At 39.2% G+C, this 24,262-nt stretch carries 28 protein-coding genes and 2 riboswitches; of the genes, 4 read left to right on the forward strand and 24 right to left on the reverse strand.

Annotation, left to right across the window (positions count from 1 at the left end; translation table 11 throughout):
* The 6 genes from LG296_RS18475 to LG296_RS18500 form a co-directional block, all read right to left on the reverse strand.
* On the reverse strand, positions 1–927 hold the full coding sequence (locus tag LG296_RS18475; protein WP_202973770.1) for a carbohydrate ABC transporter permease: 927 nt from the start codon (positions 925–927) through the stop codon (positions 1–3).
* 14 nt (positions 928–941) lie between these two features.
* Entirely contained in the window at positions 942–2,054 is a 1,113-nt protein-coding gene (locus LG296_RS18480) for an ABC transporter ATP-binding protein (protein WP_107932376.1), read from the reverse strand.
* A 275-nt stretch (positions 2,055–2,329) separates the two neighbouring features.
* The gene (locus tag LG296_RS18485) at positions 2,330–3,043 is read right to left on the reverse strand and encodes an N-acetylmuramoyl-L-alanine amidase (RefSeq protein WP_107932374.1); all 714 of its coding nucleotides are present in this window, start codon (positions 3,041–3,043) and stop codon (positions 2,330–2,332) included.
* 281 nt (positions 3,044–3,324) lie between these two features.
* Positions 3,325–5,145: an ABC transporter ATP-binding protein gene (locus LG296_RS18490; RefSeq protein ID WP_107932372.1), complete on the reverse strand. Its 1,821-nt coding sequence runs from the start codon at positions 5,143–5,145 to the stop codon at positions 3,325–3,327.
* The gene (locus LG296_RS18495) at positions 5,138–6,877 is read right to left on the reverse strand and encodes an ABC transporter ATP-binding protein (protein WP_107932370.1); all 1,740 of its coding nucleotides are present in this window, start codon (positions 6,875–6,877) and stop codon (positions 5,138–5,140) included. The genes LG296_RS18490 and LG296_RS18495 overlap by 8 nt, the downstream gene beginning before the upstream one ends.
* Before the next feature lie 71 nt (positions 6,878–6,948).
* On the reverse strand, positions 6,949–7,251 hold the full coding sequence (locus tag LG296_RS18500; RefSeq protein ID WP_235867569.1) for a 2-keto-3-deoxygluconate kinase: 303 nt from the start codon (positions 7,249–7,251) through the stop codon (positions 6,949–6,951).
* A 151-nt stretch (positions 7,252–7,402) separates the two neighbouring features.
* On the opposite strand from LG296_RS18500, the gene LG296_RS18505 reads away from it, so the two are divergent.
* On the forward strand, positions 7,403–8,260 hold the full coding sequence (locus LG296_RS18505) for a carbon-nitrogen hydrolase family protein (protein WP_107932369.1): 858 nt from the start codon (positions 7,403–7,405) through the stop codon (positions 8,258–8,260).
* Positions 8,261–8,300: 40 nt separating this feature from the next.
* Complete coding sequence (locus LG296_RS18510) at positions 8,301–8,981, forward strand: GNAT family N-acetyltransferase (protein ID WP_107932367.1); 681 nt, start codon at positions 8,301–8,303, stop codon at positions 8,979–8,981.
* A gap of 90 nt (positions 8,982–9,071) precedes the next feature.
* Here the strand turns inward: LG296_RS18510 and LG296_RS18515 are convergent, their stop codons facing one another.
* Entirely contained in the window at positions 9,072–9,326 is a 255-nt protein-coding gene (locus tag LG296_RS18515) for an alpha/beta-type small acid-soluble spore protein (protein WP_107932365.1), read from the reverse strand.
* Between the two features lie 244 nt (positions 9,327–9,570).
* Here LG296_RS18515 and LG296_RS18520 point away from each other — a divergent pair, with 244 nt between their 5' ends.
* Positions 9,571–10,545 carry a S8 family peptidase gene (locus LG296_RS18520; protein WP_107932363.1) on the forward strand — a complete coding sequence of 325 codons (975 nt, stop codon included), beginning with the start codon at positions 9,571–9,573 and terminating at the stop codon, positions 10,543–10,545.
* Positions 10,546–10,652: 107 nt separating this feature from the next.
* On the opposite strand, the gene LG296_RS18525 is transcribed toward LG296_RS18520, so the two are convergent.
* The 5 genes from LG296_RS18525 to thiM all read right to left on the reverse strand — a co-directional run bounded on the left by LG296_RS18525 (position 10,653) and on the right by thiM (position 14,272).
* The gene (locus LG296_RS18525; RefSeq protein WP_107932361.1) at positions 10,653–11,255 is read right to left on the reverse strand and encodes a hypothetical protein; all 603 of its coding nucleotides are present in this window, start codon (positions 11,253–11,255) and stop codon (positions 10,653–10,655) included.
* 78 nt (positions 11,256–11,333) lie between these two features.
* Positions 11,334–12,095, reverse strand: a complete 762-nt coding sequence (locus tag LG296_RS18530; protein ID WP_107932359.1) for a 3-oxoacyl-ACP reductase — start codon at positions 12,093–12,095, stop codon at positions 11,334–11,336.
* A complete protein-coding gene (thiE, locus tag LG296_RS18535) occupies positions 12,092–12,721 on the reverse strand; it encodes a thiamine phosphate synthase (RefSeq protein WP_107932357.1) in 630 nt (209 codons plus the stop codon). Before thiE ends, LG296_RS18530 begins: the two co-directional genes overlap by 4 nt.
* Positions 12,711–13,535, reverse strand: coding sequence for a bifunctional hydroxymethylpyrimidine kinase/phosphomethylpyrimidine kinase (gene thiD, locus LG296_RS18540; RefSeq protein ID WP_107932355.1), 825 nt, complete (start codon positions 13,533–13,535; stop codon positions 12,711–12,713). The genes thiE and thiD overlap by 11 nt, the downstream gene beginning before the upstream one ends.
* A complete protein-coding gene (gene thiM, locus LG296_RS18545) occupies positions 13,532–14,272 on the reverse strand; it encodes a hydroxyethylthiazole kinase (protein WP_404427245.1) in 741 nt (246 codons plus the stop codon). The genes thiD and thiM overlap by 4 nt, the downstream gene beginning before the upstream one ends.
* A 116-nt stretch (positions 14,273–14,388) precedes the next feature.
* A riboswitch (TPP riboswitch) is annotated at positions 14,389–14,488 on the reverse strand.
* Positions 14,489–14,542: 54 nt separating this feature from the next.
* Positions 14,543–14,642, reverse strand: a riboswitch (TPP riboswitch).
* Positions 14,643–14,902: 260 nt separating this feature from the next.
* Here thiM and LG296_RS18550 point away from each other — a divergent pair.
* Complete coding sequence (locus LG296_RS18550) at positions 14,903–16,381, forward strand: aldehyde dehydrogenase family protein (protein ID WP_107932353.1); 1,479 nt, start codon at positions 14,903–14,905, stop codon at positions 16,379–16,381.
* A 142-nt stretch (positions 16,382–16,523) separates the two neighbouring features.
* Here LG296_RS18550 and rpsI read toward each other — a convergent pair whose 3' ends face one another.
* From rpsI to infA, 12 genes are all read right to left on the reverse strand, one after another.
* A complete protein-coding gene (gene rpsI / locus LG296_RS18555) occupies positions 16,524–16,916 on the reverse strand; it encodes a 30S ribosomal protein S9 (RefSeq protein WP_107932351.1) in 393 nt (130 codons plus the stop codon).
* Between the two features lie 22 nt (positions 16,917–16,938).
* Positions 16,939–17,376, reverse strand: coding sequence for a 50S ribosomal protein L13 (rplM, locus tag LG296_RS18560; RefSeq protein WP_107932349.1), 438 nt, complete (start codon positions 17,374–17,376; stop codon positions 16,939–16,941).
* Between the two features lie 226 nt (positions 17,377–17,602).
* Positions 17,603–18,343, reverse strand: coding sequence for a tRNA pseudouridine(38-40) synthase TruA (gene truA, locus LG296_RS18565; RefSeq protein ID WP_251398862.1), 741 nt, complete (start codon positions 18,341–18,343; stop codon positions 17,603–17,605).
* Between the two features lie 26 nt (positions 18,344–18,369).
* Positions 18,370–19,167, reverse strand: coding sequence for an energy-coupling factor transporter transmembrane protein EcfT (locus LG296_RS18570; RefSeq protein WP_107932345.1), 798 nt, complete (start codon positions 19,165–19,167; stop codon positions 18,370–18,372).
* On the reverse strand, positions 19,164–20,036 hold the full coding sequence (locus LG296_RS18575) for an energy-coupling factor ABC transporter ATP-binding protein (RefSeq protein ID WP_107932343.1): 873 nt from the start codon (positions 20,034–20,036) through the stop codon (positions 19,164–19,166). Before LG296_RS18575 ends, LG296_RS18570 begins: the two co-directional genes overlap by 4 nt.
* A complete protein-coding gene (locus LG296_RS18580) occupies positions 20,012–20,857 on the reverse strand; it encodes an energy-coupling factor ABC transporter ATP-binding protein (RefSeq protein ID WP_251398860.1) in 846 nt (281 codons plus the stop codon). The genes LG296_RS18575 and LG296_RS18580 overlap by 25 nt, the downstream gene beginning before the upstream one ends.
* Before the next feature lie 448 nt (positions 20,858–21,305).
* Positions 21,306–21,686, reverse strand: coding sequence for a 50S ribosomal protein L17 (gene rplQ, locus LG296_RS18585; protein WP_107932339.1), 381 nt, complete (start codon positions 21,684–21,686; stop codon positions 21,306–21,308).
* A 47-nt stretch (positions 21,687–21,733) separates the two neighbouring features.
* On the reverse strand, positions 21,734–22,678 hold the full coding sequence (locus LG296_RS18590) for a DNA-directed RNA polymerase subunit alpha (protein WP_107932337.1): 945 nt from the start codon (positions 22,676–22,678) through the stop codon (positions 21,734–21,736).
* 143 nt (positions 22,679–22,821) lie between these two features.
* Entirely contained in the window at positions 22,822–23,211 is a 390-nt protein-coding gene (gene rpsK / locus LG296_RS18595) for a 30S ribosomal protein S11 (RefSeq protein WP_107932335.1), read from the reverse strand.
* A gap of 25 nt (positions 23,212–23,236) precedes the next feature.
* On the reverse strand, positions 23,237–23,602 hold the full coding sequence (rpsM, locus tag LG296_RS18600) for a 30S ribosomal protein S13 (RefSeq protein WP_107932333.1): 366 nt from the start codon (positions 23,600–23,602) through the stop codon (positions 23,237–23,239).
* 23 nt (positions 23,603–23,625) lie between these two features.
* Positions 23,626–23,739 carry a 50S ribosomal protein L36 gene (gene rpmJ / locus LG296_RS18605; protein ID WP_000868344.1) on the reverse strand — a complete coding sequence of 38 codons (114 nt, stop codon included), beginning with the start codon at positions 23,737–23,739 and terminating at the stop codon, positions 23,626–23,628.
* Between the two features lie 37 nt (positions 23,740–23,776).
* Positions 23,777–23,995, reverse strand: coding sequence for a translation initiation factor IF-1 (gene infA, locus LG296_RS18610; protein WP_016839390.1), 219 nt, complete (start codon positions 23,993–23,995; stop codon positions 23,777–23,779).
* Positions 23,996–24,262 lie beyond the last annotated feature (267 nt).

Consider the following 24,262-nt stretch of genomic DNA (forward strand, 5'->3'; position numbering starts at 1 on the left):
TCATTGATAATGAACCTTCCTTTCACCAAGTTTAAATTGAATAATCGTCATTACTAATATGATGATGAATAAGACAATTGCCTGGGCACTCGCAGTTCCAAATTGATAGTTTGAAAAGGCTTCTCGATAAATCGAGTAAACAATTAGATTCGTTGTGTTTTGAGGACCACCCTGTGTTAGGATATCGATTTGTCCAAACGTTTGAAATGCATTAATAATAGTTACTGTAATAACAAAAAATAGTGTTGGCGAAAGCATTGGAATCGTGATTCGTCTTAGCTTATAAAAATAGCCCGCTCCATCAATATCTGCACTTTCATATAAATAGGAATCAATGGATTGCAGACCGCCTAGCAGGACTAAAAAGGTAAATCCTAGATTCATCCAGATTGTTGTAACGGCAACTGCTATTAAAGCCCAATTAGGATCTGTTAACCAACCGATGGATTCGAGTCCTATTAAATTTAGAATTCTATTTAAAAAGCCGATAGAAGGATGGAACATATAGAGCCAAAATACGGAAGCGGCAGCTACTGAAATCCCCATGGTTGATGAAAAAATTGTTCTAAAAAAGCCAATTCCTTTTAGCTTTTCGTTCGCTAATACTGCCAATAAAAGAGCAATAATAATCGTTGTTGGAACAGTATAGAGAACAAATAAAAACGTCGATTTCATACTCTGGTGGAATATGGGAGAGGTGAACATTTCGATATAATTTTGTAGGCCGACAAAGACTGTTGTTTCACCTCTTGCATTAGTTAAGAAAAAGCTTAGGTACATCGTTTTAAATAAGGGATAGAATAAAAATACGCCAAACAAAACAATGGATGGTAAAAGGAAAAGCATGCCCTTTGTAAAGCTCTTCACCCTTTGTTTCCTTTTCACGCTTTCAAAATTAATCTCCTGAATTTCAAGTGCATCGGGCATCGGTTTCGTCATACTCATTTGCTCACAACCTCTTGCTTTTGACTAAATGCCGCTTCTTGAATTAAGCAGCCTGTGTCAGCATCGAAGAAGCACATGTTTTCTACGGAGATATGTATAGGCACTATGTCACCTACTTGCACTAACCATTGTCCAAGCCATTTTGCTGTCCATAGCTCTGTCCCCACTTCAAAAGAGATCAATGTTTCATTTCCTAAATGCTCGACATTTACGATTTCAACTTTTTGAATTTGGTGCTGCTCAGAACCATGTGGCATATGCTCTGCACGGAGGCCAATTACTAAATCCCGATTTTGTAAGCTCGTTGGCACCTCCATTTGTTCTAACGGGACCTCTAATGCATTTTCTATTAATAGCTTTGAATCCTTCAAAACCGCTTTTCCCAAATTCATTTTTGGTGAGCCGATGAAGGTAGCCACAAATAAATTGGCTGGCTTATTATAAAGCTCGATTGGTTCGCCAACCTGTTGTATAATGCCGTCATTTAGCACCATAATGCGATCTCCCATTGTCATGGCTTCCACTTGGTCATGTGTTACATAGACCATCGTTAGTCCTAATCTTTTTTGGAGGCGACGAATTTCAATTCGCATATTCGCACGTAGCTTGGCGTCTAAATTTGATAATGGCTCGTCCATTAAACAAAGTGGCGCTTCACTAACAACCGCGCGAGCTAGGGCCACACGCTGTCTTTGTCCACCAGACAACTCTCTCGGCTTGCGTTTTAGAAGTTCACTTAACCCCATCATCTCAGCCGTCTCTTCTAGCCTCTTCCTTTGTATTTCTTTATCAATTTTTTTAGCATGCAGACCAAATAATATATTTTGCTCAACGGATAAGTGTGGATATAATGCATAGTTTTGAAAGACCATCGATAGATTGCGGTTCTTCGGAGGAAGATGGTTTACAATTTCCCCACTAATTTTTAAAGTACCTCCTGAAATTTCTTCAAGTCCTGCAATCATTCGAAGCAGCGTGCTTTTCCCTGAACCAGAAGGACCGACCAGTACAAAAAACTCACCTTTTTCAATTGTTAAATCAATTCCGTTTAACACGTTACTTTGCTTGTTATAGGATTTTGAAATGCCCATCAGTTCGATGTAACCCATACAATAACCTCCTTCATGAACTACATCTATTCAACCACATCTAATTGGACAAAACGATGAATTTGGAAGGTTTTTACACTTATTATCATGCTGTTAATAATATTTACATTTAATTAAAAGAGAATTGTTTGTGTACCTGGTACACAAACAATTCTCACACAATTTAAAAACCCACTCACGATTTGTGAGTGGGTTTAAACGTATCATTATGTATTTTCTTTGCAGATTGGTTCTGGCAATTTGCATTGGTTATCATACATAATAATCACATTTTTTTATTCGAATTCTAGGTTTACGTAGCTCTCGATGCCGGTAACGATGGCAGCCGCCATCTTCTCTTGGTACTCTTGGCTTGCTAGTAGATCACGTTCTTCTGGATTACTTAGGAAGCCCGTTTCAACTAGTACAGCAGGTACAGCTGCTTTCTTTAGAAGATATATTTGTTTAATGGCTAGTGCTTCGCGTTCTGTATTTTGCAATGATTCTTTGATTGTTGACTGAATCGATTTTGCTAAAAGCTCACTATTCTGATGCCCATCCTTATGATAGAAGACTTGTGCACCTCTCCATTTTTCTTCTGGAATAGCATTAGCATGAATCGTCAAGAAAATATCTGGTTCATTTTTGCTAACAAGATTTGAACGTAGGAAGATATCTTCCTTTTTTCTTTCTCTTAAAGTAGAGAATTCCTCGCTTGGTGCATGCTCATCTAATACATCTCCATCTGTCGAGCGCGTCATAACAACCTCAGCACCTAAACGCTTTAATTGTTTTTCTACCTTTTGTGCAATTGCTAAGGTAACATTTTTTTCAATTATTTCTCCAGACGAAGCCCCACCATCAACTCCACCATGACCAGCATCAATAACAATCTTAACGCCACCTAATGGTTCAGGTAAAAAGAAACTTCGATCCGATGCGCTTGTCTCATAAACAACAAGGCACAAACACCCTAACAATATAACACCTAGTGCAATCCATCTTTTCAAGCTCTTACACCACCTTTTGCAACCTTTTTCACTACTATACGCAAAAATTAGGACGAGTATGCGTGAACTTTCTTATTTCCAAAAAGTGTTTTAGGTATGAAAAATATTAAAAAGGACACGCTTAACAACTTATGTTTAGCATGTCCTAAATATTTACTTATCATGGGATTATTTTAATAATATTAAAGGCTAAATTTCGTGAAAATTTTATAAAGCCGTCTACTGTTAAAGTTGCCTCTTTTGTGAGTATATGCCAAAATTCACAAAATCCACCTTAACTTCTACTGCACCTGCAATTGATTTTGGAGCGAAGCATACAAACCATTACTCATCATTAAGCTATCATGATTTCCTTGCTCTAAAATTTCGCCATCTTTTATAACGAGTATTTGGTCGGCATTTTCAATCGTTTTTAATCGATGTGCGATTACAAAGCTAGTACGACCTTGCATTAAATTGTTTAACCCTTTTTGAATGTGTACCTCTGTCATCGTATCAACACTCGAGGTTGCTTCATCTAGGATTAGAATATCTGGACCTTCTAAAATCGCCCGCGCTATGGCTATAAGCTGACGTTGCCCCTGACTTAAATTCATCCCTCCAGAAACAAGCATTGTATCATAGCCTTGTGGTAAGTATTTTATAAAATTGTGGGCATAGGCAATTTTCGCAGCTCTTTCCACCTCTTCATTGGTAGCATTTAGCTTCCCATAGCGAATGTTTTCCCTAACAGTCCCGGAAAACAAATACGTATCCTGCAAAACTACGCCGATATGATCTCGCAAATTCTCCATTTGATATGCCTTAATATCATTACCATCTATCATTATTCCTCCACGTTTTGCATCATAAAAACGGTTAAGCAGCTGAATAATAGATGTTTTCCCGGAACCGGTAGGACCAACGAGGGCAATGGTTTCCCCAGCCTTTGCCCGGAATGAAATGTTGTGAAGCACTGATTTTTGGGGTTGATAGAAGAACTCTACATTACGGAACTCCACATCCCCATCATATCGATCTTTACTTATCGCATTCGGTACATCTGCTACTTCATTTTGTTCATCTAATATTTCAAATACACGCTCGGCCCCGGCAATAGCCGATTGGAATGTGTTGAATAGATTTGATAATTGGTTGATTGGACGGAAAAATTGTCTTGTGTACGTAACAAAGGATGCAATGACCCCTACACTTACCCCCAGACTACCTATTGCAAGCAATGCCCCAACACCAATAACTAAACCAATCCCTAGGTTATTAATAAAGTTATTAATAGGGCCAAGGAACCCAGAAGTAATATCTGCCTTTAGAGCAGACGTGCGCAGCTTCTCATTTGCCTCTTTGAATTGAGCAACAGCCTGCTCTTCTTTACCAAATAAAGTAGTGATATGGGAATTCGAAATCGTTTCCTCGATAAACCCATTTAAGCTTCCTAAATCTCTTTGTCTTTGAGAGAAGTTTTTACTACTACGCTTAATAATTTGCTTTGTCGACCCAATAATAATAGGAATGACCAGCAATGTAACAATCGCTAAAATCCAATTTAAATAGGACATTGCGATTCCCGTACCGACTACAGATAATACCGTTGATACGATTTGAATCACACTTTGTGAGACAGCAGCATTTAAATTTTCAATATCATTTGTCATTCGGCTCATTAAATCGCCCTGTTGACGCTTATCAAAAATGGAAATCGGTAGGGATTGAAACTTCTCAAACAAATCTTGACGAAGTTCTCGAATCGTTTTTTGCGAGACCCGTATCATCATAAAGGTCTGCAACCAGGTAAATACAGCAGATATAATATAAATTCCTGCAAGAACTAATACCATTCGAATTGCACCATTAAGGTCGAATTTTAATATATAGTTATCGATTATCATCCCGATCATTAATGGTCCAACTAAACTTAAAAGAGTGGATACGACTACAAAGAAAATAGAGCTGATTAAACCTATTCTTTGTTTATTTAAGTACGTCCAGATTCTTTTCAAGGTCGCTTTTTGATCTTTTGCTTTTTCTGCTGGACCGTTAAATCTTGGTCCAGGATGTCTGCCGATTGGAGGAGGTCCAGCCGGTCTTCCAGGCGGTTTATTCATGTAAAGTCCCTCCTCTAACCAATTGTGTCGATACAATTTCTTGATAGGCTTTATTCTTTTCAAGCAGTTCTTCATGAGTCCCTTGCCCAACAATGACGCCATCATCCAATACTAAGATCTTGTCGGCATGGCGAAGCGAGGAAATTTTAGAAGAGACGATGAATTTTGTGCTTTCACGGAAGTTTTCTTCAATCGCTTTTTGAATTCTTTTCTCTGAGATACTATCTACTGCAGAGGTTGTATCATCTAAAATTAAAATAGCAGGCTTCCGTATCAAGGCTCTAGCCATTGCAAGACGTTGCTTTTGCCCGCCCGAGAGATTCGTAGCACCTTGGGTAACTCTATATTGTTCTTTGGTATCGAGCTTTTCCACGAATTCAAAGGCACAGGAGGCTTCTAAGGCTTCTATAAATTCCTCCATCGTTGCTTCGTTATTCCCATATCTAACATTCTCTTCGATTGTTCTCGAAAATAAGGTTGCTTTTTGAGGAGTAAAGCCAATAGCCCCTCGAAGCATTGACAGGTCATATTCCTTAATAGGCAGGCCATCTATTCTAATAACACCTTTATCTACGTCAAACATTCGCGGAATCAAATTGATAATAGATGACTTTCCACTCCCCGTCATTCCAATAATCCCGATTGTCTCCCCTGGTTTTGCCTTAAAGGTGATATTCTTTAGAACCGGCTCGTTGTTTTTGTTATAGGCGAAGCTAACCTGGTCAAATTCTACTTCCCCTTTAATAGGTGTAAGCACAGGATTCTCTAGATTCGTTATTTCAGATTGCTCCTCAAGCACTGCCACAATACGTTTCGCACTTGGAATTGCACGAGCAATCTGCATTAGTACGGAGGAGGAGCCCATTAGTCCGCCCATAATCATCATCAGATAGTTTATGAAAGCTAAAATAACCCCTACTTCAATCGTGCTATTCTCTACTTTAATAGCGCCCATCCAAAGAGCTGCAATAATCCCCATATTAACCACAAAGGCTGTTAAGGGCATTAAAATACCGATAATTTGATCGGCGTGGATGTTGCGTTTCATCAGGTTTTCATTTACCGATGTAAATTGCTGAATTTGGTGATGCTTTCGGTTATATGCCTTAATGACACGAATACCAGCCAGATTCTCTTGCACTCGGATATTTACCCCATCCACTGCTTCTTGAACCTTTAAGAATAGCTTTCCTGACAGTCTTGTAAAAAAGAAAATAGCAAAGGCCAGAATGGGAACAACCACTAGTAAAATCGGAAATAGCTCTCTGGCTGTTAAAAATACAATGACGATTGCTCCAATAAAAGTAAATGGCCCTCTTATAAACATTTTTAAAAGCATGGTTAATGCTCTTTGTAGCATTTCGACATCACTCGTAATGTTTGTGATTAGTTTTCCAAGTGTGAAACGGTCTTTGTTACTATTAGAAAAATAAGTAATCGTTTCATATAGATCCTGCCGAATATCTGCCGAAAAGTTAATCGCTGTCTTAGAAGCATATATGGAGCAGCCTACCCCACCGATTAAGCCGATAACAGCACATAAAATCATGAGTCCAAACATTTGGAAAACATAGGCTGTATCACCTTTTGCAATCCCATTATCGATAATATGCTGCATGATTGTAGGCTGCACCAAATCCATCGCAACCTCCAACAGCATCATTACAGGGGCAATGATTGCAAAGACCATATATGGCTTTAAATATTTTTTCAAGGATAATACTGCTTGCATGTAGTACCTTCTCTCTTTCACTATGACTCTTTTAGTAGATTTTGATTTAATGTCAGTAATTCAGAAGCCTTTTAATCTTCCTTCTTGGCATCCACATGAGAAATCTCATCTAATTCAAAGGCCGCTTTGAAATCATTCATAATTGCTTCTGTTGCCTTTAACTCACCTGCAATCACCTGTTGAATGGATTGCAATTCGGGAGAGTCTAATTGTTGCTTTAAGGTATCTCGCTTTACGATTAATATTTCATAAAACGCCAATGCTCTACCGCGTCTAAACGTTTTAGCGCCATGATGACCTCTACCATGTCGACCATGATGCTCCCTTCTAGCTTTTCGCTCTTCACGGTTCTCATTATTCTCTTCGTTTATCATAAAAAAACCACCTCTTGTATACAATTGTATACATAAGTATACACAATTACAATATCCTTCTCGGATGATTTTTCGAATGCGTATTAGCATACATTGGGGATAAAATTTTCTATAATAGAGCTATCAAATACAAATAAAAGAGGGGTTGTCTATGAAATTACGAGTTTCTGCTGTTCAATATCATCTCCATACAATCGAATCCTTTGAAGATTTTGCCCATCAAAGTGAGCACTATATCAAGGCTGCTTTAGAATTTGAAACGGAATTTATATTATTCCCGGAGTTTTTTACAACGCAATTGCTTTCTATTAAAGGAGAAGGTGGTAAATCCTTAACTATTGATGATCTTCCAGCCTTTACCGACCAGTACCTCGAATTATTTACTGAACTTGCCGAAAAGTATAATGTCCATATTATTGCGGGTACACATGTTGTAAATGTAGATGGGAAGCTTCGTAATACAGCGCATTTATTCTATCCGGATGGGCGTGTCGGTACACAAGCAAAGCTACATATCACACCTACGGAAGTTCATGAATGGAATATGTCTGCCGGGGAGGGCTTAGAGGTTTTTGAAACAGAAAAAGGGACCATTGCCATTTTGACTTGCTATGATATCGAGTTCCCGGAAATTGTCCGTATGGCAAAAGCTAAGGGAGCAGATGTGATTTTCTGTCCATCATGTACAGATGACCGTCACGGCTTCCATCGCGTTCGATATACAAGCCATGCCCGCGCTATCGAAAACCAAGTATATGTCGTGTTAACTGGAACAGTCGGTGCCCTACCAACTGTTGACTTCATGCGCGCAAACTTCGGTCAAGCAGCAATCATTACACCAAACGATGTGCCATTCCCTCCAAAAGGCCTTTTAGCTGAAGGAGAAATAAACAACGATATGCTCGTAACGGCCGATCTTGATATCGAGCTACTAGAAAAGGTTCGCGAAAAGGGCTCTGTTACAACTTGGAGAGATCGCCGCACTGACCTTTATACAGATTGGTCATAAAAGCTAGAACGGATAAACGATAGAAAGCGAGGTGAAACCTTTGTATCGAAGTGAACAAATATTATTTGATAATGGGGAACCTGTACGAATTGTGGTGCGAAATTATACAGAAAAAGATTTCGATGAATTAATCGATATTCAAAGGGAATGCTTTCCTCCACCCTTCCCCTCTGAGCTGTGGTGGAATAAAGAGCAATTAACCAATCATGTTACATTGTTTCCTGAAGGTGCCTTGTGTATTGAAATCGATGGGAACGTTGTCAGCTCCTTAACGGGCGTTTGTACACTATTTGACCCAGCACATCCAAACCATACATGGGAAGAAGCAACAGCTGGCGGCTATATTACAAATCATAATCCAAACGGTAATACGCTCTACATCGTAGATATAAGTGTTCGACCTGCCTTTCGTTCTTTAGGTCTAGGCAAAATCATGATGCAGGCAATGTACCATGTTGTGATCGAAAAGGGATTAGATCGTTTGCTTGGCGGTGGTAGAATGCCAGGTTACCACAAAAACGCTCATCAGCTCTCAGCTCAGGAATATATAGACAAAATAGTTAGTGGAGAATTATATGACCCTGTCATTTCATTCTTATTGAAATGTGGACGTCTGCCAATAGCAGTGGTGGAAAATTACTTGGAGGATGAGGAATCCTTAAATTACGGTACTTTAATGGAATGGAAGAATCCATTTAAAAATGGATTACCATCATTTTAACTATCATTTCAGGAAATTATTTTAGCATTTTATTTCCCGGGTTAGAATTCAAATAAAATCTCTCACCAAAAATGGCGAGAGATTTTTTCTTTATTGATTTTTATTTAAATTTTCTTGAGCCATTCTTACAAGCTCTTTTACCATATTCCCGCCAAGTCGTCCGCCAACTTTACCTGCTTGTTCAGAAGTTAGCTTGCCATTATATCCTTCTTTTAAGGGGACACCTACTTCTTGTGCAATTTCGTATTTAGCTTGTTCTGGATCAGCAGTGCCGGCTACCTTTGCCTTCAACTGATCTAGTCCTTGACGAGCTTCTGGTACAAGTATTTTATTTTTTCGCGCCATAATTATTCCCTCCTTTGTTTATATCATGTCCCAAAATCCGCTTAAGCATGTTTATGTAAGCAAACAAAACCATCTGCACAAAGCTCCTGTAGTAGAAAAAACCCAACTATTAAAGCTTACGAGTTCGAAAGTCTTATCTTTTGTTTTGCAGAAGGAATGGAGAATAATTTGTTGAACCTATATAAACAAGGGAGTTAATTACTTTATAGTAACTTCCCAATTGAATAGAAGGAGCGGATGAAGAATGATTCAAAATCCATTACAGGTCAAATTAATTCCTTTCACTGTTGAGTCGGTTGTAGAAAACACAAACGAAATACCAAAAGGGGTAGATTTAGTTGAAGCAGCTTCGATTTGGGAAGATAGCAATCAAGGTGAAGGCATTGTAATTGCAGTAATTGATACTGGTATTGACACGGATCATCCCGACCTCAAAGATCAAATCATCGATGGACGAAATTTTACTTCCGATTATGACGGAGACCCTAATATATTTGAAGATAATAATGGGCATGGTACTCATGTATCTGGCACGATTGCCGCTAGTTTAGATAATGAAGGTGTTGTAGGAGTTGCTCCTAAAGCCAAAATTCTAAGCTTAAAAGCATTAACTGGAGAAGGTGCAGGTAATTATGATTGGATTATCAACGCCATTAACTATGCAATCGAGTGGCGAGGACCCGAGCAAGAACGAGTACGTGTCATCTCTATGTCTCTTGGCGGTCCTGAGGATGTACCAGAAATGCATGAAGCCATCCAAAAGGCAGTTAGCCAAGATATCTCTGTTGTTGTCGCGGCTGGAAACGAAGGCGATAATAGTGAAGACACTTTTGAATATGCTTATCCTGGAAAATATAATGAAGTCATTCAAGTTGGGGCTGTAGATAATAATTTGGCACTTGCTCCATTTACAAATACCAACGAAGAGATCGATTTGGTGGCTCCTGGAGTAGAAGTTATGTCTACTTACTTAGGAAACAAATATGCTTCTCTATCAGGCACATCCATGGCTACGCCTCATATTGCAGGAGCTGTAGCACTACTGATTATTTTGAGTGAGAAGGAGTTTGGTCGATCTCTTAGTGAGGTAGAGATTTATGCCCAGCTTATTAAACGTACTTTACCATTAGGAAATCGTAAAAGCTCTGAAGGGAATGGATTCCTCGTTCTGAATTTAGTTGAAAAAATTCAGGAGCTAATGACTGTGGCTAAAGTTTAAAGTGTTGAAAATCCAATAGATGCACAATTACTAGAGCACATTTCCTAAGAGATGTGCTCTAGATTTGTTTAAAGTCTTGATAGGTAAACAAGCCAAAGACATTACATTTAACGATGCCTCCACTTTTCACCCGTTGTTAGATTATTTATCTCGGTGATTTCCTTGCTATTTGGTAAATACTCTATTTCGTATTCATGTGTTGGATCCAGGTCTTCAATTTTTCCTCGATAAAAAACATCTTCTCCATTTTGAAGGATAAAGTGAGTAGTACTATATCTAGCTTTCCCCTTATCACCGTAACGAATTTCAATTTCAGTTGGGCTACCAACATAAACTTCAAAATTATTTTTCACATAATTGGGGAGATCATAAATTTGTTCCCTTCCTAAGTATAGTGCCAGCACTATCATGGAAGAAATAAAAATTATATGAAATAATTTTTTTGAGAAGATAAACTCTCGCAAAGTATCTACCTTACTATAAAAAATAATAAGATTTAGAATAAAGCCTATTATGACAACCAATAGTAAAATAGGTCCGAATATAAGTAATCCAATTATTTGATTTATAAATGCCATAACAAAGAAAAGTAAAATATATATGCCTGCAGCTATCATTAGTTTATTTTGATGTTTTAATAAAAAGTTTTCTATTGGATGCTTTTTTTTCAAATCCCTTTTTGCAAGCTCTACTTTATCTAAAGAACCCATCTAACGCCTCCTCATTTACATATTCTGTATTTCCATACGCAAAGAGGGGAGAAAATGTTTCAGTTATTGTTGGATTTTTTAATCCATCACCAGGCCACCATCTACAACGAGATTCTGACCGGTGATTGCTCGTCCCCATGGAGAAGCAAAAAATAAGGCGACCTCTGCTAATTCCTTGGGTGTTGTCACCTTTTGCAAGGGCGTAGAGGATTCGATAATTTGAAAGACTTCCGCTGTTGTGACTTTACTTGCATCTGTTTGCTTTAAAAGACCACCAGACATCATATTTACCGTAATTCCATAAGGGCCTAACTCTTTTGCCATATTTCGAGTAAAGCCAAGTAATGCCGCTTTAGCTGTAGTATATTCATGGTAGGCTACCACAGGATTTTGAAAAAGATTCGTCCCAATATTAACTACCCGCCCAAAGCCTAGCTCTCTCATATCATTTAAACAAACTTGAATACTATTAAGTGCCCCTTGAATTGTTCCTTCAAATTGCTTATTGTAGTCAGCCCAGCTTAGTTCGAAGGCATTTTTTTGTGTAAGTGGGTTAAATTCAAAATCAATCAGTGCATTATTAACAACCGTCGTAACTGGTTTTTGAAAATACTGCTTTGCCGCTTCCACCATTTGGATTACTTCCTGTTTGTTCCGTATATCGGCTTGCAAAGCAATAACTCTATCCCCAAGCTCTTTTGCTAAGGCTTGCGCTTTTTCCTTACTCTTATAATAGTTAACAATGACATTTGCCCCTTCATTAGCAAATGCTCTCACAAGCTCTTCTCCCACACCTCTGCTTGCCCCTGTTATTAGCACTGTCTGTTCATGTAGCTTCATCCCCGCGCCCCCCTAAGTTTTTGTATTGTTCCCTCTACATTTGAACTTTCACAAATTACGGAAATGACAGATATCCCATCAGCACCCGCTAATCGTACTTCTGAGGCATTCATTTCGTTGATCCCACCAATCGCAACAATCGGAAATGATGGATACTGACTTCTTACCTTCTTCAAAAATCCCAGTCCAGCAGGGGGCTTTGCATCTTTCTTCGATTTCGTTGGATAGATAGGACCGATTCCCACATAATCTGCACCACTTCGAACAGCAAGTTCCATCTCTTGTTCGTTATGTACAGAGACACCTATGATTTTATTTTCCGCCCGTGCCCGGAATTCTGTGATTGCCAAATCATCCTGTCCGACATGAATCCCATCTGCATCAAGCTTTAATGCAAGCTCGACGTCATCATTAACGATAAACGGCACTCCATAATCCTTACATAGCTTTTGACAGTTACGTGCAAACGTCTCATAAGCTTCACCGTTTAAGCACCCTTCTCCCTTTTCCCGGAATTGGAAGCAAGTAATTCCTGCCTGCAGAGCCTGTTCAAGAGTATCTAGCGGTGGCTCCACGCAATTTACCGTTCCCATGATAAAATACACATTCAAAACATCAGGATTCATAGACTATTACCTCACAATTTCCAAGTGTACGCTTGTAAGCAAAATGATTAGTAGGGCCATGTCCATGTCCATGGCCAATGGATAACGGATTAGAAATCGCTAAATGTATAAATTTTTTCGCTTCAATAATGGCATCTTCAATCGATAATCCTTTTGCCAATTGCGCTGTAATGGCTGCTGAAAATGTACAGCCTGTGCCATGTGTGTCCTTCGTATCTACACGCGGCGTCTTCATGGTGAAGTAACCATCGGTCCAATAAACTGTGTCTGTTGAAAATTCCCCGTCCAAATGACCGCCTTTCATCACCACATACTGCACACCCATACCTAGAATTTTTCTCGCTGCTTGCTCAATATCTTTTTCGTTATGAATAGTCATTCCAGTCAGGACCTCTGCTTCTGGAATATTCGGTGTACAAATAAGCGTTAAAGGAAGCAGCTTAGTTCTTAAAGCCTCAACTGCCTGTTCCTGCAATAAACTCTCTCCCCCTTTAGCGATCATGACCGGATCAACAACAAGGGGGATATTTTTATATTTACCCACAATTTTGGCAACTACCTCAATCAGTTCAGCAGAAAATAGCATTCCTGTTTTAATGGCTTTCACATTAAAGTCGGCTAAAACTGCATCTAATTGTTGCTTCAAAAATGCAGGGGTTACATCAAGGACATCATACACACCAAGTGTATTTTGGGCGGTTAATGCCGTAATTGCTGTTGTGCCAAATACCTCAAGCTCCTGAAACGTTTTAATATCCGCCTGAATCCCCGCACCGCCACCAGAATCTGAACCAGCTATTGTTAAGGCAATCATTGATGTCCCTCCGCCATTTTTTGAAGTGCATTTATGAAATTAATCTGGAATGCTCCCAGCTCTTCTCCGCTTTGCTCACTTGCTTGTTTATATTGTTTTAGTGTAGTGGCCAACTCTAGCATCGGTTGTTTACTCGCTGCTAAAACTGCTGCACAAATCGCACTTAACAAGCAGCCTGTGCCAGTTACTCGGGTTGCCAAACTATTTCCGCCATGCACATGCGTTACCTCTTGCCCGTCTGTAATAAAATCCACTTCACCTGTCACTACAACGATGCATTGATATTTCCTTGCCACCTCTTTAGCAGCCTCGATTGTATCCATATCACCTTCGCCACTATCCACTCCGCGAGAATCCCAAGACACGCCATAAATTGAAGCAAGCTCCCCTTCGTTACAGCGAAGCACATTGATTTTTACTTGATCGAGGATTTCCATAACCACACTTTTACGGTAAGGTGTTGCGCCAACTCCTACAGGATCTAATACGACAGGTACTCCACATTCATTTGCCTTTTTCCCGGCAACAAGCATGGCTTTGGCCGTACGGGTATTTACGGTGCCTATATTTAAAAGCAAAGCACCTGCTATAGAGACCATATCCGCTACTTCCTCTACCTCATCGGCCATAACTGGGGAAGCACCAATAGCAAGTAACCCATTGGCAGTAAAATTCGCTACAACATAATTGGTCATACAATGAACAAGCGGTTTTGCTTGATGGATAGTCGTTAACATGGCAATTCCCCTCCCCAAATCTCTTGAATTTCTATACTTACTAACATCTTCTTCTCCTCCTTTTTCAGGAAGCAAAAAGGCCTCTACTAGTGAAAGTAGAGGCCAAAAAAAGGTAGACTACACCCATTATTGCTCCCTACGTCAGTGTTAACTGTCAGGTTCTAAGGGTCAGGTTTTAACCTTCTCAACACTAATCGTGTCCCCCCGCAATTAAAATAATTTTGCAAAAGAAAAGCCCCCCTTGAAAAAAGGAGAGCATACAAGCACACAAATCATTTGTACGTTGCTCCCTACGCCCGTATTAACGGATCAGGTTCTAAGGGTCAGGTTTTACCTTCTCAACACTAATCGTGTCCCCCTGCAAAACATTTAACTATTTACTATATTACATGAAATAAATGAGAAATCTATGTTTTCTTGAAAAATTTTGGGTTATATAAGGTAAATATAAAGCCCGAGTAGATATTTTGAAAAAACTCTACTTGTAACTTTTTGCTATAAAATAGAAATAAGTATAAGCTCTATCTATTAAACTTTTTTTTACAGTGTGAGCAAGTTTCTTGAAACTATATTTTAATAGAATTATTATCTTAGTTGTAAGCGAAGTTTATTAATATAGGAGGGTTTTGTATGTCTAAAGAACCAATTATAGTTAGCGCCATTATTAATGGTGAAAAAATACAAACAGATAAAAAAATTGCGCGTGAAAATCCAACACATCCTGAGCAGATTGTTGGTTACGCTCCAAACAATACAAGAGAAGAAACTATCCAAGCAATTGATGCAGCCCATGAAGCCTTCAAAACTTGGGCATGGAGCAATGTTGACGATCGTATCGAAAGAATGAACCGTGCGATTCAAAAAATTAAAGACCAAATGCCAGAAATTTCGGAGTTATTAGCTCGCGAGCATGGTAAAGCGCTTTATGATGCACAAGGGGAAATTGCCATTTCAGTAATGTGGATGGAATTTGCCGTTAAAAATGTGAAAAAGATAACTACACCTGAAGAAAGAAAACACGAAAACGGTCGTACAATTATTGCACAGGATCCTATCGGAGTAGTATCAGCCATCACACCTTGGAACTATCCGATTTCTCTATCTACAATTAAGATTGCACCTGCTTTATTAACAGGAAATACAATGGTGCTTAAACCAAGCCCGTTTGCTCCTTTAGCAGTAAGCCTTGTTACGGAAATCATAGCAGATGAATTCCCTGCTGGCGTATTAAATCTTGTAAACGGTGATGCAGAGGTTGGTATCGAGCTTACATCGAATCCTAAAATTGCAAAAATTGCCTTTACAGGTGGTACAAATACAGCAAAACATATCATGAAAGCAGCATCTGATACTATTAAAAATATGACATTGGAGCTTGGCGGTAATGATGCAGCTATCGTTCTGGAAGACTTTGATGTCAATGACGAACGTGCTTTACGACGCATGGTTATCTCTAACTTCCTATCAGCCGGTCAGATTTGTATGATTGCGAAACGCGTCTATGTTCACCGTTCAATTTACGATGCGTTTGTTGAAAAATACATTGAAGCAGCAAATAAATGGATTAGAGTTGGAGACCCATTCCACCCAGAAGTAACAGTTGGGCCAGTAAATAATAAAAACCAGGTAGATTACGTGAAAAGCTTAGTGGAGGATGCCAAAAATAAAGGAGCTAAAATCATTCCTTTAGGTACAATTCTAAATCCTGAATTAATGGATAATGGATACTTCCTACAACCAACACTTGTTTTAGGTGCAGATGTTCATGATCGCGTTGTTGTAGAAGAACAATTCGGTCCAACTGTTCCAATTCTTCCATACGATAGCGAAGAAGAAGTCATCAATCTACACAACGAAAGCATCTATGGTTTAACAAGCTCAGTATGGGGCGAAGAGGAACACGCGATTAAAGTGGCACGCCGCATTGAAGCTGGTACAACAATGATTAACACGGCTGCCGTACAAGGATTAGATGTTCACTTCCCATTTGGTGGTGTTAAACAATCCGGTGTAGGTCGTGAATATGGTTTAGATGGAATTAAATCATATACAGAAACCCATGTCATCAATATCCCTGCTATGAAGGAATTACCGTATATTCCAGAATAAAATATCCATATAAATATTTAAAGCGAGAAGTCTATTTTATAGAGCTTCTCGTTTTTTTGCTGCAAATCTAATTTCTATCTATTTTTCACGCAAAAAAAGACCCCCAACCAAGAATGGTTGAGAGCCTTGAAACTCAAGATTATTAACGTTTTGAGAACTGAGGCGCACGACGAGCACCTTTAAGACCGTATTTTTTACGTTCTTTCATACGTGGGTCACGTGTTAGTAAACCTGCAGATTTAAGTGCTGGACGGAAATCTGGGTCAACTGTTAGTAACGCACGAGCGATACCGTGACGGATTGCTCCAGCTTGACCTGTGAATCCACCACCGTTTACGTTTACAAATACATCATAGCTACCTTTAGTTTGAGTTGCTTCTAATGGTTGGTTGATGATTAAGTGTAAAGTTTCGAATGGTAAGTACTCTTCGATGCTACGGTTGTTGATAACAATTTTACCTTCGCCTGGTACTAAACGTACGCGAGCTACTGAGCTTTTACGGCGACCTGTGCCGATATATTGAACTTGTGCCAAGGGTGTATCCTCCTCTTAATAATTATCCGCGAAGCGTATAGCTTTCCGGTTTTTGTGCTGCATGTGGATGTTCTGTTCCAGTGTAAACGTTAAGTTTAGTGAACATTTTACGACCTAAAGAGTTTTTAGGAAGCATCCCTTTAACTGCTAATTCGATCATTTGTGTTGGGTATTTTTCTTTCATTTCGCCAGCTGTACGTTGTTTTAAACCACCTGCGAATTGAGTGTGACGGTAATAGATTTTACCTTCTAATTTGTTACCTGTTAAATGAATTTTGTCAGCGTTGATAACGATAACAAAGTCACCTGTGTCTACGTTTGGTGTGAATGTTGGTTTATGTTTACCGCGTAAGATAGCAGCTACTTCAGAAGCTAAACGTCCAAGCGTTTGGCCTTCTGCGTCAACTACTAACCATTTACGATCTACTTCGTGACCTTTAGCCATGAATGTTGTACGCATTTATATGTCCTCCTAATCGATTCGATTACCGTTATTTTTCATTATTATACACTTATAAGTTTCGGGGCTTATTTGTGGTGGTAATGAAAATACCATATGTCATCTTATAATATATTTACACATAAGTCAAGAAAAAAAGCAACACACCTGGTAGTGTTGCTTATTTATTTTAGCACAAGTATGAAAGTACGTATACCACCATATTTTGGGGAAGCTAAAATGCTTTTTAATAAAAAACTTTTTCCAGATAAAGACCATGTGCAGGTGCTGTTTTACCTGCTTTTCCGCGCTCCATTGAAGCAATAATACCCTCTAGTTCTTGTGCATCTCGCTTCCCAATGCCAACCTCCCACAGGGTACCTGCAATGATGCGTACCATATTGTAAAGAAAGCCGTTCCCTTCTATCACCATATGAAGCTCTTCTCCCTGCCAAGAGAAGTTTAAAGATTGAACTGTACGAACTTTATCCACTACACTGGTATTCGCCGCACAGAAGCAAGAAAAATCATGCGTACCAACAATATATTGTGCAGCAGCCTGCATCTTTTCAATATCAGGCTTTACGCCATTTGTCTCTATTGTATAATTTCGACGAAAAGGGCTTTGCTGTGCCTCACAATTCCAGATGTATCGATACCTTTTCCCGGAAACGCTGTACCTTGCATGGAAATCAGCTTCAACTTCCTCTACTGATAACACTCGAATATCACGAGGTAATTGGACGTTTAGTGCTTTTTCATAACGATCCAGTGGAATTGACAGTGAGGTATCAAAATGAATCACCTGTCCAGTAGCATGAACACGCGCATCTGTGCGACCACTTGCTATAATTTTCACTTTTTCGCTTTTATGCATTTTGGTTAATACATTTTCAATCTCAAGCTGAACAGTACGCTCGCCTGGTTGTACCTGATACCCTGCAAAAAGGGTACCATCATAACTAATCGTTGCTTTTAAACGTCTCAAATACTTCACCTCGGGGATAACTACTGCTAATTACGATAAAATACTAATAATGCCGTCATGATAACAAATACAACTAAACATAATGTATCACGCCAATCCCATTTCAGCTGACGGTAGCGTGTACGGCCTTCTCCACCACGATAACCGCGAACCTCCATGGCCGTTGCTAAGTCCTCAGCGCGTTTAAAGGCACTGACGAATAACGGTACTAAAAGTGGCACAACTGCCTTTATACGTTCTTTTAATGGCCCTGCACTTAAATCGGAACCACGCGCCATTTGTGCTTTCATGATTTTATCTGTTTCATCCATCAATGTTGGAATAAAGCGAAGGGCGATGGACATCATTAAAGCTAATTCATGTACAGGCAGCTTAATTTTCTTTAAAGGATTTAACAATACTTCAATCCCATCTGTAATGGAAATAGGTGAAGTTGTTAAAGTCAAAATAGATGTCATAAAGACAAGAACAAGGAAGCGGACAGATATAAAGATCCCTTGCCTTAGCCCTTCCTCATAAACCTTTAAAAAGCCTAGATCAAGGAGTATATCCCCTTCTCTAGTAAATAAAATATGAATAAAGAACGTAAATACTAATAGAATAATTATCGGCTTTAATCCGTTAATCAAAAAGTATAAACGAATGCGAGACATTAGAATAACTAGCAATGTAAATGCTAATAGTAATGCATAGGTAACAATATTATTAGCTAAAAAAACTACCAATATAAAAGCAAATACAAAAATCAGCTTTGAACGTGGGTCTAGTCGATGTACAAAAGATTCACCTGGAATATAACGTCCAAAAATCATTTTCTCCATCATTTAGCGTCACGCCCCTCTCTTAAGGCATGTGCTACTTCAGCCGCTAGCTCTTCTTCTGTTAAACATATTTTACTTAATGGCTTCTTCATTAACTGCTCGATTTTTCTTTGGAATCGAACAATATGAGGTAGCTCTAAACGATATTTCTCTAGTGTATCTGAATCTGAGAAGATTTCATGTGGTGTTCCATTTAGTACACAACGTCCTTCATGCATAATGGCAATTTGATCTGCGTAGCGTGCAGCATCCTCCATACTATGGGTTACAAGAATCGTCGTTAAGCCACGTTCCTTATGAAGATTATAGAACATGTCCATAATCTCTTTTTGACCTCTAGGATCAAGTCCCGCTGTTGGCTCATCCAATACGATTACCTCTGGATCCATTGCAAGCACGCCAGCTATCGCTACACGACGCATTTGCCCTCCAGACAAGTCAAAGGGCGACTTGTTTAAAATATCCTCTGGTAGGCCTACTAGCTTGATAAGCTCCCGTGCACGTGCTTCAGCTACTTGTTCAGATACACCAAAGTTCATGGGTCCGAACATAATGTCTTTAAGTACAGTCTCTTCAAATAATTGATGCTCCGGAAACTGAAAAACAATCCCTACTTTTTGACGAACTGGCTTTAGCTCTTTCGCTTTTTTTCCAGCTACTATAACACGTTCACCAATATGTACTTGTCCTTCTGATGGCTTTAAAAGACCGTTAAAGTGCTGAAGGATGGTAGATTTCCCAGAACCAGTATGTCCTATTATTGCCTGATAGGTTCCATGAGGAATTGTTAAATCAACATTAAATAAAGCATATTTTTCAAAGGGTGTCCCCTTCGAATATGCGTAGCTTACTTGTTGAAGTTTGATGTCCATAGATCATTCACCAACTCTTCTTCTGACATATGTTGCCCTTCTAATAAAACACCATTATCTTTAAAAAGCTTTGTCATTCGCATAGCAAATGGCAGCTCTAAACCGAATTCGACCAGCTTATCTCCTAGTGAGAAGATTTCAGAAGGTGTACCTTCAGCATACTTTTGACCGTTATTCATAAATAATACACGATCAGCAAACAGTGCTTCTTCTACATCGTGCGTAATCGAAAGAACTGTTAAACCGATTTCTTCACGTAGTGCGCGAACTGTTTTTAAAACCTCGTCACGCCCTTGAGGATCAAGCATGGATGTAGCTTCATCTAGAATTAGAAGCTTCGGTCGCATAGCAAGTGCTCCTGCAATGGCCACACGCTGTTTTTGCCCACCTGACAAATGGTGAGGCTCATGGTTTAAAAACTTGTCCATTTTCACCTGTGCCAGTGACGAGTGAACACGATCTACCATTTCTGTATAGGGTACTCCACTATTTTCTAAAGCAAATGCTACATCATCTTGTACGGTAGCTCCAACAAATTGGTTATCCGGATTTTGGAAGACCATACCGATATTCGAACGGACTTCCCATAAATTCTCTTCTGTTAAAACATTTCTCATTACACGAACTTCTCCATCTTGTGGAAAGAGTAATCCGCATACTAGCTTGACCATCGTTGATTTCCCAGAACCGTTATGTCCGACTATCGCAATCCATTCGCCTTCATTAATAGAAAACGAAACATCCTGAACCGCATTGCGAAGCTCCGGGTTATCGGGTGTATATGAAAAATTTACATTATTAAACGATAAAATCTCGGTCACTTATTCTAGCTCCTCTCTATCTCTACTAACTAAATTACACTGTTTTACACGCCAATGCTACCATTTCGTATAGTGTCATATATAAAAATAAGGTACGTTTACATATCAGCAAAAAAACAGCCAGATTGAAACGTACTTTATTTTTGTATATGTAATTTATAAAGCTTAAAACAAATGCATAAGCTTTTTTAAGGAAATAAAAAAGCGCGCACCTCATTCAGAGAAATGCGCTTTATTTCTACATTTTTAACAAGAACACGGCTGCTCAATTCCGGGCTCTTTTGAATGAGGTGCGGAGAGCTAGACGAGACGCCATCAACAAGTGATCCGCTCATTATAACGCTCAAGCCATTTTATTGTCGTATAAATCATTTAATAAAAATAGAGGGGTCCGGGTTCAACCGGTGAACCGGACACCCTCCTACCTGTATAAATAAGAAATCAAATATTAAACTAATTCGATAACTACTACAGGTGCACCGTCACCACGGCGAGGTCCTACTTTAAGGATACGAGTGTAACCACCTTGACGCTCTGCGTAACGTGGTGCAACATCATTAAATAACTTTTGAAGTGCAAATGAAGTTGTTTCGTTACCTTCAGCATCAGTAGTTGTTACTAATTCACGACGGATAAATGCAGCCGCTTGACGACGAGCATGTAAATCTCCACGTTTACCTAAAGTAATCATTTTATCAACTACAGAACGTAATTCTTTCGCACGTGCTTCAGTAGTTTCGATGCGTTCGTTGATGATTAAGTCAGTAGCTAAATCACGTAATAACGCTTTACGTTGAGAACTTGTACGACCAAGTTTTCTGTAACCCATGGATGTTCCCTCCTTTAATCTAGACTGCTATAAATAAAGTCACTTGACTAGTCTTCTTTACGTAATCCTAAACCAAGCTCTTCTAATTTAGCTTTTACTTCTTCTAGTGACTTACGACCAAGATTACGTACTTTCATCATGTCGTCTTCTGATTTATTCGCAAGTTCTAATACCGTATTGATACCAGCGCGTTTTAAGCAGTTGTAAGAACGAACTGAAAGATCTAATTCCTCAATCGTCATCTCTAAAACTTTTTCTTTTTGATCCTCTTCTTTTTCGACCATGATTTCAGCAGTTTGTGCTTCATTCGTTAAGCCTACAAAGATATTAAGATGCTCTGTTAAAATTTTCGCTCCGAGCGATATCGCCTCTTTTGAACCGATGCTACCATCTGTCCACACATCAAGTGATAACTTGTCGAAATCAGAGTTCTGTCCAACACGTGTATTCTCCACTTGGAAATTAACGCGTGAAACTGGAGTGTAAATAGAGTCGATCGGGATCACGCCGATAGGAAGATCCTCACGTTTGTTTTGATCAGCAGGAGTATATCCACGGCCACGACGAGCATACATACGCATACGTAAATGACCATTTTTAGCGATTGTTGCAATATACAAATCTGGATTTAATATTTCAACGTCACTGTCATGTGTGATATCAGCAGCTGTAACAGTTCCATCACCTTTCACATCAATCTCAATAACTTTTTCTTCGTCAGAGTAGATTTTAAGTGCAAGTTTTTTGATATTCAAAATAATTGAAGCAACGTCTTCTACTACGCCTTCTACAGTTGAGAATTCGTGTAACACACCGTCAATTTGAATAGATGTAACAGCAGCTCCTGGTAATGAAGACAGAAGGATACGACGTAAAGAATTACCCAAAGTGTTTCCGTACCCGCGTTCAAGCGGTTCTACAACAAACTTGCCATATTTGGAATCTTCGCTGATCTCAACAGTTTCAATCTTTGGTTTTTCAATTTCGATCATTCAATTTACCCTCCTTTAAAACATCGAATGTATAGGTTCATAACATCATAATAGTCAAAAACTATTGACTTTATAAGATTTGCACAAGATTTTTGTTTTGTACAAGCAATGATGAACTCAAAGATTACTTTGAGATGCTCCCATTATACACGACGACGTTTTGGCGGACGGCAACCGTTATGTGGTACTGGAGTAACATCTTTAATTGCAGTTACTTCTAAACCAGCAGCTTGAAGTGCACGAATTGCAGCTTCACGACCAGCACCAGGACCTTTAACAGTTACTTCCAACGTCTTTAGACCATGTTCAACGGACGATTTTGCAGCAGCTTCAGCAGCCATTTGAGCAGCATAAGGAGTAGATTTACGTGAACCTCTGAATCCAAGCGCACCAGCACTAGACCAAGATACTGCGTTACCTTGCATATCTGTAATCGTTACGATTGTATTGTTAAATGTAGAACGGATGTGTGCAATACCTGATTCGATATTCTTTTTCACACGACGTTTACGAGTTTGTTGTTTACGAGCCATGTTAAGAAGGAACCCCCTTTACTTATTATTTTTTCTTGTTCGCTACAGTTTTACGAGGACCTTTACGCGTACGCGCATTGTTTTTCGTATTTTGACCACGAACAGGTAAACCACGACGGTGACGGATACCACGGTTACAACCGATTTCCATCAGACGTTTAATGTTAAGTGAAATTTCGCGACGTAAGTCACCTTCCACTTTTAAAGTATCTAATTGTTCACGGATTTTGTTTAACTCATCTTCAGTAAGATCGCGTACGCGAGTCTCAGCGTTAACGCCAGCAGCAGCTAATACTTTTTGAGAAGTAGTTTTACCAATTCCGTAAATGTAAGTTAATGAAATTACCACGCGTTTGTCGCGAGGAATGTCAACTCCAGCAATACGTGCCATGTACGTTGTGCACCTCCTTATAATTATCCTTGTTTTTGTTTGTGTTTAGGATTTTCACAGATTACCATTACTTTACCGCGTCGGCGAATTACTTTACATTTTTCGCAGATCGGTTTCACAGATGGTCTCACTTTCATCTAACCCAACCTCCTTAATAGTCCGGAGTGCAAAAGATTATTTAAAACGGTATGTGATACGACCGCGAGTTAAATCGTATGGAGATAACTCTATAGTAACCTTATCTCCAGGTAAAATACGGATAAAGTGCATTCGAATCTTTCCAGAAACGTGTGCAAGCACCGTGTGCCCATTTTCTAATTCTACCTTAAACATCGCGTTTGGCAAAGTCTCAACAACTGTTCCTTCGACTTCAATTACATCGTCTTTCGCCATCAACCCTGTCTCCCTTCTATATGCGTTATCGATTCTCTAACATACACGATAAAGAGAATCTATGCAACTGTTTTTATTCAATAGAAGCAACTTCACCAACATATGCTTGGATTGTATGAGAGATGTTCGAAAGACGCTCGTCTGGTTTCGCTTCACACAATCCTGGGAATGACTACTTCCGATTAAGAATGTATACATTCTTTACTCGATATCCCGGAATGTCTTGGATGAGAGATTCATACCCGTTACAAAGATGCTTCCACGAAA

This window comes from Ureibacillus chungkukjangi (genome assembly GCF_044795995.1).
In the GTDB taxonomy this organism is placed as follows: Bacteria; Bacillota; Bacilli; order Bacillales_A; family Planococcaceae; genus Ureibacillus; species Ureibacillus chungkukjangi.

Bases quoted from the DNA above. Each gene is read 5' to 3' on its own strand.
- thiM (WP_404427245.1), bottom strand. From the start codon at position 14,272: ATGTTAACGACTATCCATCAAGCAAAACCGCTTGTTCATTGTATGACC.
- LG296_RS18490 (WP_107932372.1), bottom strand. From the start codon at position 5,145: ATGAATAAACCGCCTGGAAGACCGGCTGGACCTCCTCCAATCGGCAGA.
- LG296_RS18525 (WP_107932361.1), bottom strand. From the start codon at position 11,255: ATGGGTTCTTTAGATAAAGTAGAGCTTGCAAAAAGGGATTTGAAAAAA.
- LG296_RS18495 (WP_107932370.1), bottom strand. From the start codon at position 6,877: ATGCAAGCAGTATTATCCTTGAAAAAATATTTAAAGCCATATATGGTC.
- thiD (WP_107932355.1), bottom strand. From the start codon at position 13,535: ATGATTGCCTTAACAATAGCTGGTTCAGATTCTGGTGGCGGTGCGGGG.
- LG296_RS18500 (WP_235867569.1), bottom strand. From the start codon at position 7,251: ATGATAAACGAAGAGAATAATGAGAACCGTGAAGAGCGAAAAGCTAGA.
- infA (WP_016839390.1), bottom strand. From the start codon at position 23,995: ATGGCGAAAGACGATGTAATTGAAGTCGAAGGAACAGTTGTTGAGACT.
- LG296_RS18505 (WP_107932369.1), top strand. From the start codon at position 7,403: ATGAAATTACGAGTTTCTGCTGTTCAATATCATCTCCATACAATCGAA.
- LG296_RS18575 (WP_107932343.1), bottom strand. From the start codon at position 20,036: ATGGACATCAAACTTCAACAAGTAAGCTACGCATATTCGAAGGGGACA.
- LG296_RS18475 (WP_202973770.1), bottom strand. From the start codon at position 927: ATGCCCGATGCACTTGAAATTCAGGAGATTAATTTTGAAAGCGTGAAA.
- LG296_RS18520 (WP_107932363.1), top strand. From the start codon at position 9,571: ATGATTCAAAATCCATTACAGGTCAAATTAATTCCTTTCACTGTTGAG.
- rpsM (WP_107932333.1), bottom strand. From the start codon at position 23,602: ATGGCACGTATTGCTGGAGTTGACATTCCTCGCGACAAACGCGTGGTA.
- LG296_RS18530 (WP_107932359.1), bottom strand. From the start codon at position 12,095: ATGAAGCTACATGAACAGACAGTGCTAATAACAGGGGCAAGCAGAGGT.
- LG296_RS18590 (WP_107932337.1), bottom strand. From the start codon at position 22,678: ATGATCGAAATTGAAAAACCAAAGATTGAAACTGTTGAGATCAGCGAA.
- rplM (WP_107932349.1), bottom strand. From the start codon at position 17,376: ATGCGTACAACATTCATGGCTAAAGGTCACGAAGTAGATCGTAAATGG.
- rplQ (WP_107932339.1), bottom strand. From the start codon at position 21,686: ATGGGTTACAGAAAACTTGGTCGTACAAGTTCTCAACGTAAAGCGTTA.
- LG296_RS18570 (WP_107932345.1), bottom strand. From the start codon at position 19,167: ATGATGGAGAAAATGATTTTTGGACGTTATATTCCAGGTGAATCTTTT.
- rpmJ (WP_000868344.1), bottom strand. From the start codon at position 23,739: ATGAAAGTGAGACCATCTGTGAAACCGATCTGCGAAAAATGTAAAGTA.
- LG296_RS18515 (WP_107932365.1), bottom strand. From the start codon at position 9,326: ATGGCGCGAAAAAATAAAATACTTGTACCAGAAGCTCGTCAAGGACTA.
- LG296_RS18550 (WP_107932353.1), top strand. From the start codon at position 14,903: ATGTCTAAAGAACCAATTATAGTTAGCGCCATTATTAATGGTGAAAAA.
- LG296_RS18480 (WP_107932376.1), bottom strand. From the start codon at position 2,054: ATGGGTTACATCGAACTGATGGGCATTTCAAAATCCTATAACAAGCAA.
- thiE (WP_107932357.1), bottom strand. From the start codon at position 12,721: ATGAATCCTGATGTTTTGAATGTGTATTTTATCATGGGAACGGTAAAT.
- rpsK (WP_107932335.1), bottom strand. From the start codon at position 23,211: ATGGCTCGTAAACAACAAACTCGTAAACGTCGTGTGAAAAAGAATATC.